Source organism: Streptomyces sp. NPDC046203, from assembly GCF_040646255.1.
In the GTDB taxonomy this organism is placed as follows: domain Bacteria; phylum Actinomycetota; class Actinomycetes; order Streptomycetales; family Streptomycetaceae; genus Streptomyces.
The window spans coordinates 307,344-324,299 of record NZ_JBEYZX010000001.1; the positions used below are offsets into that span (position 1 = coordinate 307,344).

The 16,956-nt window shown below is 74.1% G+C and carries 2 protein-coding genes; one reads left to right on the plus strand and one right to left on the minus strand.

Features of this window, described 5'->3' with window-relative positions; translation table 11 throughout:
* Window positions 1-97 precede the first annotated feature (97 nt).
* Window positions 98-9,637 carry an amino acid adenylation domain-containing protein gene (locus ABZ990_RS01345; protein ID WP_361223378.1) on the minus strand — a complete coding sequence of 3,180 codons (9,540 nt, stop codon included), beginning with the start codon at window positions 9,635-9,637 and terminating at the stop codon, window positions 98-100.
* A 215-nt stretch (window positions 9,638-9,852) separates the two neighbouring features.
* Between ABZ990_RS01345 and ABZ990_RS01350 the strand changes: the two genes are divergently transcribed.
* Window positions 9,853-16,929 (plus strand): amino acid adenylation domain-containing protein, encoded by a 7,077-nt coding sequence (locus tag ABZ990_RS01350; RefSeq protein ID WP_361223380.1) that lies wholly within the window; start codon window positions 9,853-9,855, stop codon window positions 16,927-16,929.
* Window positions 16,930-16,956 lie beyond the last annotated feature (27 nt).

Genomic DNA, 16,956 nt, shown 5'->3' on the forward strand with positions numbered 1-16,956 from the left:
ACTCCATGTCGGTGTTCAGAGTTCAGATGGGTGTGTTCCGCGCCGCCGCCGGCCCGGCGGCGGGGGTGAAAACGGGGGGGCGCCGGGGCCCCTCGCCTCAACGGGCGGTCGATTCCCCGCCCGTTGAGCCCGAGCCCGAGCCCGAGCCCGAGTTCGCAGAGCCCGCAGAGCCCGTAGAGCCCGCAGGGCCTCCGGTGTCCGTCGGCCCCGTGCGCCGCCGGAGCTTCGGCCGGGCGCGCCGCTCGGACGTGCCGAGGCGCGCGGCGAGCGCGGCGACCGTCGGGGCCTCGAAGAGCACGGCCACGTTGAGGCTCGACCCGAACCGGGTACGCACCCGGTTCAGCAGCCGGGTCGCGAGGAGCGAGTGGCCGCCGAGGTCGAAGAAGTTGTCGTGCACGCCGACCCTGGGCGCCTTCAGGACCTCCGCGAACATCGCGCACAGCGCTTCTTCGCGCTCGTCCCTGGGTGCCACGTAACCGGCCTCGGACGTGCCCGGCCCGGGGGCCGGCAGCGCCTTGCGGTCGACCTTGCCGTTGCCGGTCAGCGGCAGCCGGTCCAGGGTGACGAACACGCTCGGCACCATGTAGTCCGGCAGGGTCCGGGCCGCGTGCGCCCGTACGGCGGCCACGTCGGCCTGTGCCGGGACGAGATAGCCGACCAGCCGCTCGCCGTCCGACGTGACCGTCGCGTGGGCCACGTCCGGGTGGCCGGTCAGGACCGCCTCGACCTCGGCCGGTTCGATCCGGAACCCGCGCACCTTCAGCTGCGCGTCGGCGCGCCCCTCGAATTCGAGGACCCCGTCGGGCCGGCGGCGGGCGAGGTCGCCGGTCCGGTACATCCGCCCGCCGGCCGGGCCGTACGGATCGGCCACGAACCGGGCGGCCGTCACGTCCGGCTGGTACGCGTAACCCCGGGCCAGGCCCGTACCGGTCACGTACACCTCGCCCGGCACCCCGGGCGGCACCGGCCGCAGCCGCTCGTCGAGCAGATAGATCCCGGTGTGGTCCATCGCCCGGCCGATCGGCACCGTACGCGCCGGGGCCGACCCGATCGGATGCCAGGTGGAGATGATGGTGGTCTCCGTGGTGCCCCAGGCGGCCGCGACGGCGGTCCGGGGCGCGACGGCCAGCAGATCGGCCACCGCCCCGGGCGACACCACGTCACCGGCCATCCAGACCAGGTCCATCTCGGCCAGGGCCGGCGCGGCCTCGGCCACCATCAGGTTGAACAGGGCGGAGGTGAAGACCGCGGTGGTGGGCTTGCCCTCGGCGATGACGCGGGCCAGCACCTCGGTGTCCAGCTCGCCCTCGGGCGCCACGACCACCCGGCCGCCGGTGAGCCAGGGCAGCCAGATCTCGTATGTGGACGGGTCGAACGACGTCGGCGAGTGCATCAGCGTGTCCGCCGGGTCCAGCTCTCCCCAGGCGCGGTCGGCGACGAACTCGGCGACGGCCCGGTGCGGGACGCTGACGGCCTTGGGCGTGCCGGTCGAGCCGCTGGTGAACATCGTGTACGCGGTGAGGTCCGGGTGGGTGCGGACCGCGGGCGGGTGCTCCTCCGCGCCCGGCGAGGGCGCGACGACCGTGACCCCGGTCAGCTCGGTGGGCCCGTCGGTGACGAGCAGCGTGGCCCGCATGTGGTCGACCATCCGCTGCTGCCGGGCGAGCGGCGCGGACGCGGACAGGGGCAGACAGCCGCCGCCCGCCTTGATCACGGCGAGGACCGTCACGAGGTAGTCGATGCCGCGCGGCTGACGTATCGCCACCGGGTCGTCGGGCCGGCAGCCCGCCGCCACCAGCCGGTGCGCCAGATGGTTGGCGCGCCGCTCCAGGTCCCGGTAGGAGATCGACCGGCCGCCCTCGACCGCGGCGGTCGCGTCCGGGGCGGCGGCGGCCTGCCGGGCGAAGAGGACGGCGAGGTCCTCGTCGACGACCGGCCGTCCCGTGCCGCGCCAGTCCGTGAGCGCGGCCCGCCGCTCGGCGCCGGAGAGCAGGTCGATCGCGCCGATCGGCGTGTCCGGGGCCGTGACGGCCGCCTCCAGGATCCGCAGCAGCCGGTCCATCAGGGCGGCCACGGTGTCCTGGTCGAACAGGTCGGTGCGGTAGCGCACTTCGCCGGTGATGCCCTCGGGCGCCCGGCCGTCCCCGTGGTGCTCGGTGAAGCTCAGGTTGAGGTCGAAGTCCACCGGGCCGACCCGGATCGCCTCGACCGCGCCCTCGGCCGGCGCCGGCGACACGTCCACGCCGGACAGGGCGAACGCCGACTCGGCGTTGTTCTGGAGCACCAGCATGGTCTGGAACAGGGGGTGCCGGCCCAGCGAGCGGGCCGGGTTGAGCGCGTCGACGATCCGGTCGAACGGCAGCTCCTGATGGGCGTAGGCCGCCAGGTCCAACTCGCGCACCCGGCTGAGCAGTTCGACGAAGCTCGGATCCCCGGAGGTGTCGGTCCGCAGCACCAGGCTGTTGACGAAGCAGCCGACCAGATGGTCGAGACCGTCGTCGCTGCGCCCGGCGACCGTGGTGCCGAGCGGGATGTCGGTGCCCGCGCCGAGCCGGGTGTAGAGCGTCGCGAGGGCCGCGTGCAGCACCATGAACAGCGTGGTGTGCGTACGCCGGGCCAGGTCCAGCAGGCCGGCGTGCAGCGGGGCGGGCAGGGTGACCGGCAGCAGTGCTCCGGGCAGTTGCGAGGAGTCGGGGCGGGGCCGGTCGTAGGGCAGGGGCAGCTCCGCCGGGAGCCCGGCGAGCCGCTCCGTCCAGTACGCCGAGAGGCGCTGTCCGGCCGGTCCCGCGAGCAGATTCCGCTGCCACAGCGTGTAGTCGGCGTACTGCACCGGCAGCGGACGCCAGACCGGGACGTCCCCCCGGAGGCGGGCGGCGTACGCCTGCGCCAGGTCGCGGGTCAGCGGGCCCAGGGACCAGCCGTCGCCCGCGATGTGGTGCATCAGCAGGAGCAGTGTGTGCCGGTCGGGTCCGGTCGTGAACAGGTGGAGCCGCAGCGGCAGTTCGGTGGTGAGGTCGAAGCGGTGCGCGGCGGCGGCCGTCAGCGCGGCGTCGAGTCCGGCCGGATCGGAGGGATCGACCGGGGCCACCCGGAGCACCTCGTCCGGGTCGGCCGACTCCAGGATCTGCTGACGGGGCGTCCCGTCGTCCTCCGGGAACCGGGTGCGCAGCGTCTCGTGCCGCTCCAGCAGATCGCCCACCGCGGCGCGCAGCGCCCCGGTGTCCAGCGGCCCGTCCAGGCACAGCACCAGCGGCCAGCCGAGGCCGTTCCAGCGGGAGACGAACCACAGCCGTTCCTGGGCGTACGACAGCGGCAGCGGGCGCGGTCGTACGACGGGCAGCAGAGCGTCACGGGTCTCGCCCTCCACTGGGTCGCCGGAGCCCGGGCGCGCGCCGATCCGCGCGGCGAGCGCGGCGGCCGTCGGTGCCTCGAACAGGTCGGCGACGCCGAGGTCCGCTCCCAGATGGGTACGGATCCGGTTGACGAGCCGGGTGGCGAGGAGCGAATGGCCGCCCAGGTCGAAGAAGTTGTCGTGGGCGCCGATCCCGGACCGGCCGAGCAGCTCGCCCATGAGCGCGACGAGGATCTCCTCGGCGGGGGTGCGCGGCGCGGTGTACCCGGAGCCGGTCTCGAACTCCGGCTCGGGCAGGGCCCGTCGGTCGATCTTGCCGTTGCCGGTGAGCGGCAGCCGGCCGAGGACGACACAGGCGCTGGGCACCATGTACTCGGGCAGGGCGGCGGCGAGCCGGCCGAGGACACCGGCTACATCGAGAGCGGGAGCCGGCACGTCGGGGCTGTCGGAGCCGTCGGAGGCAGCGTCGGAGCCGGAGCCGGAGCCGGAATCGGAGTCGGCCGGCCCGTCGAGGTCCAAGGCCGCGCCCTCGGGGACGAGATAGGCGACGAGCCTGCGCTCCCCGCCCCGGTCCTCGTGGGCGGTGACGAACGCCTGCCCGATCTCCGGCAGGGCGGTGAGCGCGGACTCCACCTCGGCCGGTTCGACCCGGAAGCCGCGGATCTTCACCTGGGCGTCGGCCCGTCCGACGAAGTCCAGGGTGCCGTCCCCCCGCCACCGGGTGATGTCGCCGGTGCGGTACATCCGGCCGCCCGGCGGACCCCACGGATCGGCGGTGAACCGTTCGGCGGTGAGGCCGGGTTGTCCGGCGTAACCGCGCGAGACCCCCGAACCGGCGATGTACAGCTCGCCCGGGACCCCGGCCGGCACCGGCTGGAGCCGGCCGTCGAGCACGTACAGCCGGGTGTTGTCCATCGGGCCGCCGATCGGCACCCGGCCGGGGACGTCCTGCCCGGCGGACATCGAGAACCGGCTGGAACAGGTGGTGGTCTCGGTCGGGCCGTACAGCGCGCGGACCGTCAGGCCGGGGTGGCGGCCCTGGACCCGGGCGACTGCCGCGGGCGGCACCACGTCGCCGCCGGTGAGGATCTCCCGGATCCCGGCGAAGCAGTCCGGGTTCTCCGCGAGCGCCGCGAACAGGCCGGAGGTGAGCCAGACCCGGTCCACCCCGGACGCGGTCGCCGCGCGGGCGAGGCCCGCGTCGTCGAGGACGTCGCCGGGGGCCACCACGACCGTTCCGCCGGTCAGCAGCGGTGTCCAGATCTCGTGCACCGACGCGTCGAATCCCGTCGCCGAGTGCATGAGGACGGTGCCACCGGCCCGCCAGAGCCGGTCGCGGACGAACCCGGCCGCGTTCCGGTGGGTCAGCACGACGGCCTTGGGCATGCCCGTCGAGCCGCTGGTGAACATCACATAGGCGGCCTGGTCCGGGTGCGGGTCCCGGCCGGGCGCCTCGGCCGACTCGCCGTCGCCCGGTGTCAGTACGGTCAACCCGGCCAATTCCTGCGGCAGTTCGGCGACCGGAAGATCGGTGACGAGCAGCGTGGCACCGGCCTGCTCGGTCATCAGCCCCAGCCGGCCCGGCGGTGCGGACGACGGCAGCGGCAGATACGAGGAACCCGCCTTGAGCGCCGCGAGCATGGACACGACCAGATCGGCCGACCGTCCCTGCGACAGCGCCACCGGCCGGTCCGGGGCCGCTCCGGCCGCGATCAGCCGGTGCGCCAGATGGTTGGCCCGCCGGTCCAGTTCGGCGTAGGTGAGGGTGACCGGCCCGGTCACCGCGACCGCGTCGGGGGCCGTCGCGACGCGCTCGGCGAACAGCCGGGGGAGCGAGGCGTCCGGCAGCGGCCGGTCCGTGTCGTTCCACGCCCGCAGGATCGTCTCGCGCTCCGCGCCGTCCAGGACGTCGAGGGCGCCGAGCCGCCGGTCGGGATCGGCGACCACGGCCTGGAGGACCCGGACGAACCGGTCGGCCAGCGCCCGCACCGTGCCCTCGTCGAAGAGCCCGGTGCGGTAGACGATCTCGCCGGTCATGCCGTCGGCGGCGCCGTCCCGCCCGTAGGAGTCGGTGAGGTTGACGAAGAGATCGAGCTGCGCCGCCGAGGGAGTCGACCGGACCGCTTCCACGTCCACGCCGGGCAGCGCGAAGTCGGCGCCCGCGTTGTTCTGCAGGACCAGCATGGTCTGGAAGAGCGGGTGGCGGCTGAGCGTACGCGACGGGTTGAGCGCCTCGACGAGCCGGTCGAACGGCAGCTCCTGCCGGCTGAGGGCGGCCACGTCGGCGGTCCTCGTACGCTCCAGGAGCTCGCGGAAGGTCGGATCGCCCGAGGTGTCGGTGCGCAGCACCAGGTTGTTGACGAAGAAGCCGATCAGATGGTCGAGGCTGTCGTCGCCGCGCCCGGCGACCACGGTGCCGACGGGGATGTCGGTGCCCGCGCCGAGCCGGGTGTAGAGCGCGGCCAGGGCGGCGTGCAGCACCATGAACAGCGTGGTCCGGCTCCGCTGGGACAGCGTGAGCAGTTCCGCGTGCAGCGCGGCGGGGATCCGCAGCGGGATCTGCGCGCCGTCGTGGTCGGCGCCGCTGGGCCGGGGCCGGTCGTAGGGGAGGGCCAGTTCCTCCGGAAGCTCCGCCAGGTAGTCGCGCCAGAACGCGGACTGCCGCTCCTGGAACTCCGTGGTCAGCTGGTCGCGCTGCCACAGCGCGTAGTCGGCGTACTGCACCGGCAGCGGCTGCCAGGCAGGCGAGGCACCGGCGGCCCGCGCCGTGTACGCGACGGCCAGATCCTGCGCCAGCGGCCGCATCGACCAGCCGTCACCGGCGATGTGGTGCAGGACGAACACCAGCACGTGCCGGTCCGGCGCGGTGCGCAGCAGCGTCACCCGTACCGGTACGTCGGCGGTGATGTCGAACGGCTGCCGGCAGGCGGTGCGGATCGCCTCGTCCAGCTCGTCCTCGGCCACATCGAGGACCCGGACGACCTCGTCCGCCGGCACGGCCGGGAGGATCCGCTGGTACGGCTGCCCGTCCCGCTCGTCGAAGACGGTACGCAGCGACTCGTGCCGTGCCGTCAGATCCAGGGCGGCGGCGGTCAGCGCGGCCGGGTCGACCGGGCCGCTCAGCCGCAGCACCACGGGGAGGTTGTAGGTCCAGCCGAGCGGGTCCATCCGCTGGACGAACCACAGGCGCTGCTGGGCCCAGGACAGCGGAAGCCGCTCCGGGCGCGGGGCCGCCACCAGGGCCGGCGCCTCCGGCCCGGCCTCCTCGCCGAGGTCCGGGGAGTCCTGTCCGGCCGCCTGGGTGAGGGCCGCCGCGAGTCCCGCGACGGTGGGCGCGGCGAACAGCGTGTCGAGCCCGAGCCGGACGCCGAAGGCCGCCCGGATCCGGTGCAGCAGCCGGGTGGCGAGGAGCGAGTGGCCGCCGAGGTCGAAGAAGTCGTCGTCGATGCCGACCCAGGCCCGGTCGAGCAGTTCGGCGGCGAGTTCGCAGAGCAGCTTCTCCCGCGCGTCGCGCGGAGCCCGGCCGGACGCGTCGCTCCGGAAACCGGGCTCGGGCAGCGCCTTCCGGTCCAGCTTGCCGCTCGCGGTCAGGGGCAGCGCGTCGAGCACCAGGAACGCGGAGGGTACGAGGGAGGCGGGCAGCCGCTCCTTCGCCCAGTCGCGCAGCGACGCGACGAGCAGCCCGCGACGGCGGGTCGCGATCGGGTCGTTGGTGAAGGTGGCCGGGCCCTCGGGGCCTTCGGTGCCTCGGGCGGTCGCCGGGGCGTGGGCCAGATGGACGCCGTCCAGCACCGGCGAGCCGCCGGCGGCCGGGAAGAGCACGTCGACCAGGTCCGGGCCGTCCGCCGACCAGGTGACCACGGCGCTGCGGCCGTACTCCTCGGCCAGGGCGTGCCAGTACTCCGGGTCGACCTGGTCGCGGGGCCCGGTGAGCGCGGCGCGGGTCGCCTCCACCGGCGCGCTCGCCCGGACCGACCGCGCGGCGGCGACCTCGCCGGCGACGCGCGCGTTGCGCACCCCGGTGAGCCGCAGCGCGGTGCCGTCGGCCAGCCGCGCGGCCAGATCCTCGGCGCCCCGGACGTCGGCCTTCCAGCGCACGGCCGGGGCCGCCGCCAGATCCTGCGCGCCGGCGCCGTCCTTGTGCAGGACCACGTCGTAGCGGTGTCCGGTCAGCTCGTTGCGGTCCGCGCCGCGCTTGAGCCGCAGATCGACCGCGCCGGCGCCGACGGTGGCGAAGAGGCCCGGGGCGATGAGGAGTTCCTTCTCCAGGATGACGGCCTGCTCGATCTCGCGGCGCAGCACCGAGGGCTCCACCGCGTGGTCGAGCTGTCCGAGCCGTACGCCGGTCCACATGGCGTCCACGAGCGGCAGACACCGCACGTCGCCGATGAACAGCCGACCGCCCGGCGCCAGCAGATCGAGCAACTTGACCAGCACATCCCGCAGATAGCCCTCGTCGGGGAAGTACTGCACGACCGAGTTGACGATGATCGTGTCGAAGCGGTCTCGGGGCAGACCGGTGGTCACGTCGGCGGCCTGGGCGCGCAGGGTGACCTTCGCGGCGGTGTCCGGCTCGCCGGCGAGCCGGGCCCGCAGACCTTCGATCGCGGACGCCGAGTAGTCGGTGCCCCAGTACTCGTCCACCCGGCCGACCAGCGGCGTCAGGATCAGACCGGAGCCGACGCCGACCTCCAGGACGCGGCGCGGCGCGAACTCCAGGACGCGGCGGACGAACTCCTCGCGCCAGCGGGCCATTTCGTCGACCGGGATGCCCTCGCCGGTGTACGTGGAGTTCCAGCCGGAGAAGTCGCTGCCGAAGGCCGAGCGGTCGGACTCGTCGTAGAACGTGTCGTAGATCTGCTGCCACTCGTCGACATGCCGGTCGGCGTTGCCGTCGTCGGTCTCCGCGACCCGGCCGGCGACGACGTACGCGGCGAGCCGCTTCTCGCCGGCCCGGTCCTCGTGGACCAGGACCCGGGCCTGGTCCACCGCCGAGTGTCCGGCGAGGACCGCCTCGATCTCGCCCGGCTCGATCCGCAGTCCGCGGATCTTGACCTGGTCGTCGGCCCGGCCGCAGTAGGCGAGTTGTCCGTCCGGCAGCTGTCGCACCAGGTCGCCGGTGCGGTACATCCGGGTGCCCGGCTCCCCGAAGGGGTCGGCGACATAGCGCTGCGCGGTGAGCCCGGCGCGGGCGACGTAGCCTCGGCTCACGCCGCCGCCCCCGCTGTACAGTTCGCCGATCTCGCCGGGGGGCGTCGGGCGCAGCGCGTCGTCCAGGACGTACAGCCGGGTGTCGCCGGACGCGGAGCCGATCGGCGGGGCGTCCGGGCCCGGCGTGAGCGGGGCGGAGAGGGTGATCGCCATGGTGGTCTCGGTGGGACCGTAGCCGTTGACCATGCGGCGGCCGGGGCTCCAGACGTCCACAAGGCGTGCCGGGCACGCCTCGCCGCCGACCATCAGCGCCCGCAGCGCGGGCAGTTCGGTGGGCGGCACGGTGGCGAGCACCGACGGCGGGGTGAAGGCGTGGGTGACCCCCTGGTCCGCGAGGAACGCGGCCAGCTCCTCGCCGGCCAGCGTGTCGGGCGGCCCGACGACCAGGGTGCCGCCCGGGGCGAGCGCGAGCAGCACCTCGATGATCATGGCGTCGAAGCTGGGCGAGGCGAGCTGCGACACCACGCAGCCGGGGCCCGCCGCCATCCGGTCCGCGAGGTCGGCGGCGAACGGCAGCAGTCCCCGGTGCGGGACCGCGACGCCCTTGGGCCGGCCCGTCGAACCGGACGTGTAGATGACGTACGCGAGGGACAGCGGACGGTCCACCGGGTCGGGGGCGGTCCGCGGCGCCGTCGCCGCCTCGGCAAGGAGCTCCGCGAGCGACCACTGGGCGGTGCCGGGGGTCTCCGGCAGGCCGGGCAGCACCTTCTCGGTCGACAGCAGGGCGCGCGGCGCGCTGTCGGCGCACATGAACGCGATCCGGTCGGCCGGGTGATGGACGTCGACCGGCAGGAACGCGGCCCCCGCCTTCCCCACCGCCAGCAGGGCGACGATCAGTTCGGCCGAGCGCGGCAGCGCCAGCGCCACCACGTCCTCGGCGCCGATCCCGCGCCCGCGCAGCACATGGGCCAACTGATCGGCTCGCGCGTCCAGTTCGGCGTACGACAGCTCGACCGCGCCACAGCGCAGAGCCGGCACATCACCCTGACGCGCGGCGTGCCGCGCCACCCGGGCGTGCAAGGACCCTGACGGGTCGCTTTCCGCTGACGGCAAGCGCTCCGGCGAAATCGGCATCGCGGCCCTCCAAGATCAGTCTCAGCCGTGGTCCCCCTGCGGGCCGGCTCATGATGGGCGGACCGCGAGCGGCCCGACAACCCCTAGGCCAGGTCCCCACAACCCCTTGGGGCAGGGCCTTTTCGGCCTTGATGACCTTGAGTTCCACGGAACCGGCCTATCGTGTGCCGCCGATGACCGTCGACGTCTCTCAGGTTTCCGGCGCAGGAGGATCCGTGTTCCCGTTGTCATTCGCGCAACAGCGACTGTGGTTCCTCAACCGTCTCGACACCGAAGCCTGGACCTACAACCTGCCCCTCGCGCTCCGCCTCGAAGGCCCGCTCGACACCAAGGCCCTGCACGCGGCCCTGGGTGATCTGGTGGCCCGGCACGAGAGTCTGCGCACCGTTTTCCCCGAGGTCGACGGCGAGCCGAGGCAGCGTGTACGGGACACCGTGGACATCGACGAGTTCGTCACCGCACTCGACATCGCGGAAGACGAACTCCCCGCGACCCTCGACCGGCTGGCCCGGCACGCCTTCGACCTGACGGCCGAACTTCCGCTGCATGTCTGGCTGTTGCGCACCGGCGAGCAGAGCCACACGCTCTATCTGGTGCTCCATCACATCGTCGGCGACGGCTGGTCGACGGCGCTGCTCGGCCGCGACCTGGGCGCCGCCTACGCGGCCCGCCGGGCCGGCGACGCGCCCGGCTGGGAACCGCTGCCCGTCCAGTACGCCGACTACGCGCTGTGGCAGCGGGAACTCCTCGACGGCCCGGACGGCGCGGACCTCCTCGCCCACTGGACCGGTCGGCTCGCCGGACTGCCCGACGAACTGCCGCTGCCGCTCGACCGGCCCCGCCCCGAAGTCCTCGGCGACGACGGCGGCGAGGTGCTGCTGGACCTGCCGAAGGAACTGCACGCACGGCTGCTGAGGCTCGCCCGCGACGCCGACGCGTCGCTGTTCATGGTCGTGCACGCGGCCCTCGCGGCCCTGCTGACCCGGCTGGGCGCCGGTACCGACATCCCGCTCGGCACGATGGACGCGGGCCGAGGCGAGGAGGATCTCGAAGACCTGATCGGGTTCTTCGTGAACACCCTCGTGCTGCGGCTGGACACGGGCGGCGACCCGACGTTCCGGCAACTGCTCGCACGGGCCCGGGAGACCGACCTCGCCGCCCTCGCCCACCCCGAACTGCCCTTCGACCGGCTCGTCGAGGCGCTCAACCCGAGCCGGGCGCTCAACCGGCACCCGCTCTTCCAGGTCGCGCTGGTCCTCCAGAACAACGCCGCCGCCGACTACACCCTCGACGGCCTGACCGTGACCGAACTGCGCAACCGGACCATCGCCGCGCACTTCGACCTGTCGGTCGCCTTCACCGACCGGTACGCCGACGACGGCACCCCCCTGGCCCTGTCCGCGCAGGTCGTCTACCGCACCGCGCTCTTCGACCGGGAGACCGTCACCGCGTTCGCCGACCGCCTGGTGCGGCTGCTCGAAGCGGTGACGGACGACCCGGACCGGGCGCTCGGCGACATCGACCTGCTCGACGCCTCGGAGCGCGACACTGTCCTGCGCGCGTGGAACGGCACGACCGGCCCGGACATCACGGAAGGACTCGCGCGGACCTTCGCCCGGCAGGCCGCCCGCACCCCCGGCGCGCCCGCCGTCTCCGATACCAGCGGCACCCTGAGCTACGCCGAACTGGACCGCAGGAGCGGCCTGTTGGCGGGTCGGCTGCGCCGGCTGGGCGTGAGTGACGAGACCCCGGTCGCGATCCTCCAGCAGCGCTCCGCCGACCTTATCGTGTCGATGCTCGCGATCCTCAGGGCGGGCGGCTGCTTCGTACCGCTGCCCCTGACCGCGCCCACCGAACGGCTGCGCGACATCCTGACGCAGTCCGGCGTGGAACTGCTGCTCGTCGACGACGCGCTGGCCGGCCACGAGCTGGCGACCGGGACCACGGCGGCCACCCTGTCCGTGACCGGCTTCCAGGCCACCGAGGCCGACGAAGCCGCCGTCCCGGACGGCGACGCCCACCCCGACCAGACCGCGTACATCATGTACACCTCCGGTTCGACGGGTGCGCCCAAGGGCGTCGTCACCACCCAGCGCGGTGTACTCGCCTTCGCCCGCGACGCCTGCTGGCGGGACGACCGGGGACCCCGCCGCGCGCTGCTGCACGCGCCGCACGCCTTCGACGCGTCGACCTGCGAGATCTGGGTGCCGCTGCTGTCCGGCGGAGAAGTCGTCGTGGCCCCGCCCGGCGAGGTCGACGGCGCCGTCGTCCGCGCCGCCGGACTCACCGACGCCCTGCTGGTCTCCGGCCTCTTCCAGGTCGTCACCGAGGAGGACCCGGACTGCTTCGCCGGACTGCGCGAGGTCATGACCGGCGGCGACGTCATCAGCCCCGCCGCCGTCCGCGCGGCCCTGCGCCGCCACCCCGGCCTGCGGATCCGCGCCACGTACGGCCCCACCGAACTGACCATGTGCTCGGTGCAGATGCCCCTGAGCGACCCGGACACGGTGCCGGACAGCGTCCCGCTGGGCCGGCCCATGGACGACACCGCCGTCTACGTGCTCGACGAGCGGCTGCGGCCGGTCCCGGTCGGAGTGGTGGGCGAGCTGTACGCGTCCGGCGCCGGACTCGCCCGAGGCTACGCCGGCCGGGCCGGGCTGAGCGCCGAACGCTTCACCGCCGACCCCTTCGGTCCGCCCGGCACCCGGATGTACCGCACCGGCGACCTCGCCCGGTGGCGGGCCGACGGGATCCTCGAATTCGCCGGGCGTGCCGACAGTCAGGTCAAGATCCGCGGCTTCCGGGTCGAACCCGGCGAGGTGGAGAGCGTACTGGTCCGCCACCCGCACGTGGCACAGGCCCATGTCCACGCCCGCGAGGACCGGCCCGGCGACAAACGGCTCGTCGGCTACCTGGTGCCCGCCGTACCGGCGCCGGACCTCGCCGGGATCCGTGCCGCGGCCGCCTCGGTCCTTCCCCCGTACATGGTGCCCACCGCACTGGTCCCGCTCGACGCGCTGCCGCTCACCCCGAACGGCAAGATCGACCGGCGGCTGCTGCCGGCCCCCGACGAGTCCGACCCCGCGACGGAGTACGTGGCCCCGCGCGACGACACCGAGCGTGCCCTGTGCGCCCTGTTCGCCGAAGTGCTCCAGGTGCCCCAAGTCGGCGTGCACGACGGCTTCTTCGCGCTCGGCGGCCACTCGCTCCTCGCGATCCGGCTGATCAACCGCATCCGCGCCGCCCTCGGCGCGGACCTCGGGGTGGCCACCCTGTTCCAGGCCTCCACCGTCGCCGAACTCGCCGGCCGGCTCGCCGCGCCGGACACCGGTCGGCGGATCCCCGCCGTCCCGCGCACCACCTCGCTCCCGCTGTCGTACCAGCAGGAAGGGCTGTGGTTCCTGCACCAGCTCGACCCGGCCTCCCCGGTCTACAACGTGCCCCTGGCGCTGCGGCTGCGCGGCCGGCTCGACACCGACCGCCTCTCCCGCGTCCTCGGCCTGCTGGTCGCCCGCCACGAGAGCCTGCGCACCCGCTTCGTCGCGGTCGACGGCATCCCGGTCCAGGTGACCGACCCCGCCCCGCGGGCCTGGCCGCTGACCCTCACCCCGACCCACCCGGACGACGTGCCCGAGGCGCTCGCGCGGGCCGCCACCCGCCCCTTCGACCTGGCCGCCGACCGGCTGCTGCGCACGGAACTGCTGCGGCTCGGCCCGACCGAGCACGTCCTGGTGCTGTGCACCCACCACATCATCGCCGACGGCTGGTCGGCGGGCGTCCTGCTCGACGAACTGGCCACCCTGTACACGGACATGGGCGCGGAGCTGCCCGCCCTGGACATCCAGCCGGCCGACCACGCCGTCTGGCAGCGCGACCGACTCGCCGACGACGTCCTGGACCGGCAGCTCGGCTACTGGCGCGAGCGGCTCCACGCGCTGCCCCGCCTCGACTTCCCGACCGATCGCCCGCGCGGCACCGGCGCCGGGCACCCCGGCGCCACGGTCGAACTCCGCCTCGGCGACGGCCTCGGCGCCTCGCTGCGCAGACTCGCCGAGACCGAACGCGGCTCGCTGCTGTCCGTCCTCATGGCCGGATTCCTCACCGTCCTGTCCCGGCACACCGGTCAGGAGGACATCGGCATCGGCTCGGTCTTCTACGGCCGGGGCCGCCCCGAACTCGAGCCGCTGGTCGGCTACTTCGCCAACACCGTCGTACTGCGCGCCAGCGCCGCCGGCAACCCCGGATTCCGGGAGCTGGTGAGCCGCTGCGAGCAGGCCGTGCGGGGCGCCACCGAACACCAGGACCTCCCCTTCAGCACCCTGGTCGAACAACTGCGGCCGGAGCGCGAGCCGGGCCGCAACCCGCTCTTCCAGATCAGCCTCACCCTGCACGCCGACGAGGTCTCGGCGGCCGCCCCGGCCCTCGGTCAGGTCACCGCCGAACCGCTGCCCGTGGCCGGCTCGGTCGCCCGCTTCGACCTCGCCGCGCACGCCACCGTCACCGCCGACGGCGGCCTCAGGCTCCAGGCCGAATACGCCACCGACCTCTTCGACGCCGACCGGATCACTCGGCTCCTCGAACACCTGGGCAGGGTCCTCGCCCACGCGGCGACGGCCCCCGACACCCCGCTGTGCGACTTCGTCCTGCCCGGCCCCGACGAGGCGGCGAACCTGAAGCGGTGGAGCGCCGCCCGCCGCGAGGTGCCCGCCGACGAGTCCCTGTGGGACCTGTTCGCCGCACAGGTCCGGCTGCGCCCCGACGCGGTGGCGGTGGTCGCCGGCGAGGAGCGGACGACCTACCGCGAACTGGCCCGGCGCGCCGAACGGCTGGCCGCCCGGCTCGCCGCCCGAGGCGTCGTCCGGGGCAGCCTGGTCGGCCTGTGCGTCCGCCGCGACACCGACCTCGTCGTCGGGATCCTCGGCATCCTGCGCGCCGGAGCCGCCTATGTGCCGCTCGACCCCGACCACCCGGCGCAGCGGCTCGCCTACATGGCCGCCGACGCGGGCCTGAAGCTGGTCGTCACCCAGCAGGGGATCGAGGTGCCCGCGGCAGCGCTGCCGCTGGACGCGGACACCGACGGCGACCTCCCGGTGCCGGCGGCGACGGCGACCGGCGCCGATCTCGCCTATCTGATCTACACCTCGGGCTCGACCGGACAGCCCAAGGCCGTCACCGTCCCGCACGGCCGGGTCGTCCGTCTGATGCGGGCCACCCAGGACTGGTTCCGGTTCGACGAGCGGGACGTGTGGACGCTGTTCCACTCCTGCGCCTTCGACTTCTCCGTCTGGGAACTGTGGGGCGCCCTCGTCCACGGCGGCCGGCTGGTCGTGGTGCCGTTCTGGCAGACCCGCTCGCCCGAGGACTTCCTGCGGCTGCTGGCTCGCGAGAAGGTCACGGTGCTCAACCAGACCCCGGCCGCGTTCCGCCAGCTCGTCGCGGCCGACGAGGAACGGCCCGAGGAACTCGCCCTGCGTTACGTCGTCTTCGGCGGCGACGCGCTCGACGTCGACGCGGTGCGGCGCTGGTTCGACCGGCACGGCGAGGACCGGCCGAGGCTGGTCAACATGTACGGCATCACCGAGACCACGGTCCATGTCACCTACTGCCCGCTGACCCGGGAGCTGCTGCGCGACAACACCAGCCCCATCGGCGAGCCGATCCCCGACCTGTCCCTGTGGGTCGTCGACCGGGCCGGACAGCCCGCGCCCATCGGAGTCCCCGGCGAACTCCTCGTCGGCGGCGCCGGGTTGTCCTGGGGGTATCTGCACCGGCCCGGCCTGAGTGCCGAGCGCTTCGTCGCCGACCGGTTCGGCGGCGCCCCCGGCGCCCGGCTCTACCGCTCCGGCGACCTGGCCCGGCGCCGCGCCGACGGCGGCCTGGAGTACCTGGGCCGGATCGACCACCAGGTCAAGATCCGCGGCTACCGCATCGAACTCGGCGAGATCGAAGCCGTACTCGCCGCCCATCCCCACGTCGACACCGCGTGCGTCACCGTGCGCGACGACCGCCTCGTCGGGTACCTGGTACCCCGGGCCGACCTCGACCTGACCGGCGACAGCGCCGAACTCACGGAAATCCGCGCTCACTTGGCGGCAGGGCTGCCCGACTACATGGTGCCGTCCGCCCTCGTCCCGGTCGAACACATCGCGCTGACCGGCAACGGCAAGGTGGACCGGGCCGCGCTGCCCGCCCCGGAACCGAGCCGCGCCGGCGAGTTCGTCGCACCGCGCGACGACACCGAACGCGCGGTCGCCGAGGTCTGGTCCGCGCTGCTCGGCACCGAACGGATAGGCATCCACGACAGCTTCTTCGACCTCGGCGGCACCTCGCTCGACCTGACCCGGCTGCGCGCCGAGATCCGCCGCGCGTTCGGCGCCGAGCTGGACGTACGCGACCTGTACGCGGCGCCGACGGTGGAGCGCACCGCCAAGCTGCTCGACCGGTCCCGCGACGACTCGTCTCGCCACGACCCGTCCACCGGTGCCTCGCCGCTGGTGCCGATCAAACCCACCGGCAGCCGGCCCCCGCTCTTCCTGGTCCACGCCGTCGGCGGATCCGTGGTGCCGTATCTGCCGCTGGCCCGGCTCACCGACCCCGAACAGCCCCTCTACGGACTGGAGGACCCGGGCCTCAACGGCGGCCCGGTCACCACCTCGCTGACCGAACTGGCCACCCGGTACGTCGACGCGATCCGCGCCGTCCAGCCGCACGGCCCGTACCACCTCGGCGGCTGGTCCCTGGGCGGCATGGTCGCCGCCGAGATGGCCGGGCAGCTGACCGCCGCGGGCGAACCGGTCGCGCTGGTCGTCATGCTCGACACCGGAATGCCCCCGTACCTGGGCGCGGACCTGCCGGACCGCGCGGTGCTCCTCGGCGGCTTCCTCCACGACCTGGCCGGCCAGGCGGGCGTACCGGCACCCCCGTACGACGAGTCCGCGCTCCGCAGCCTCACGCCCGAGGACCAGGACGAGGCCCTGCTCGATCTCCTGGAACGCGCGGCCCTCGTCCCGGCAGGCATCCGGGAGGACATGCGGGAGCGGATCCGGGTCTTCGAGGCCAACACCCGGGCCCTGCTGCGGCACCGCCCCGGCCCGGTCGACGGCCGCCTCGTGCTGCTCTCGGCGGAGCGGCAGCCCCGCCGCCTGAAGACCCGCCCCTGGCGCCTCCTCGCCCGGTCCGGCTTCGAGCTGCACACGGTCCCCGGCGATCACCACACCATGATGCGGGAACCGCATCTGGCCACGCTGGCGGAGAGTCTGCGGGGGGTGCTGGGGCGGCTGAGCCGGGCCTGATCACCGGTCGGGCGGGGCGAGTAAAGC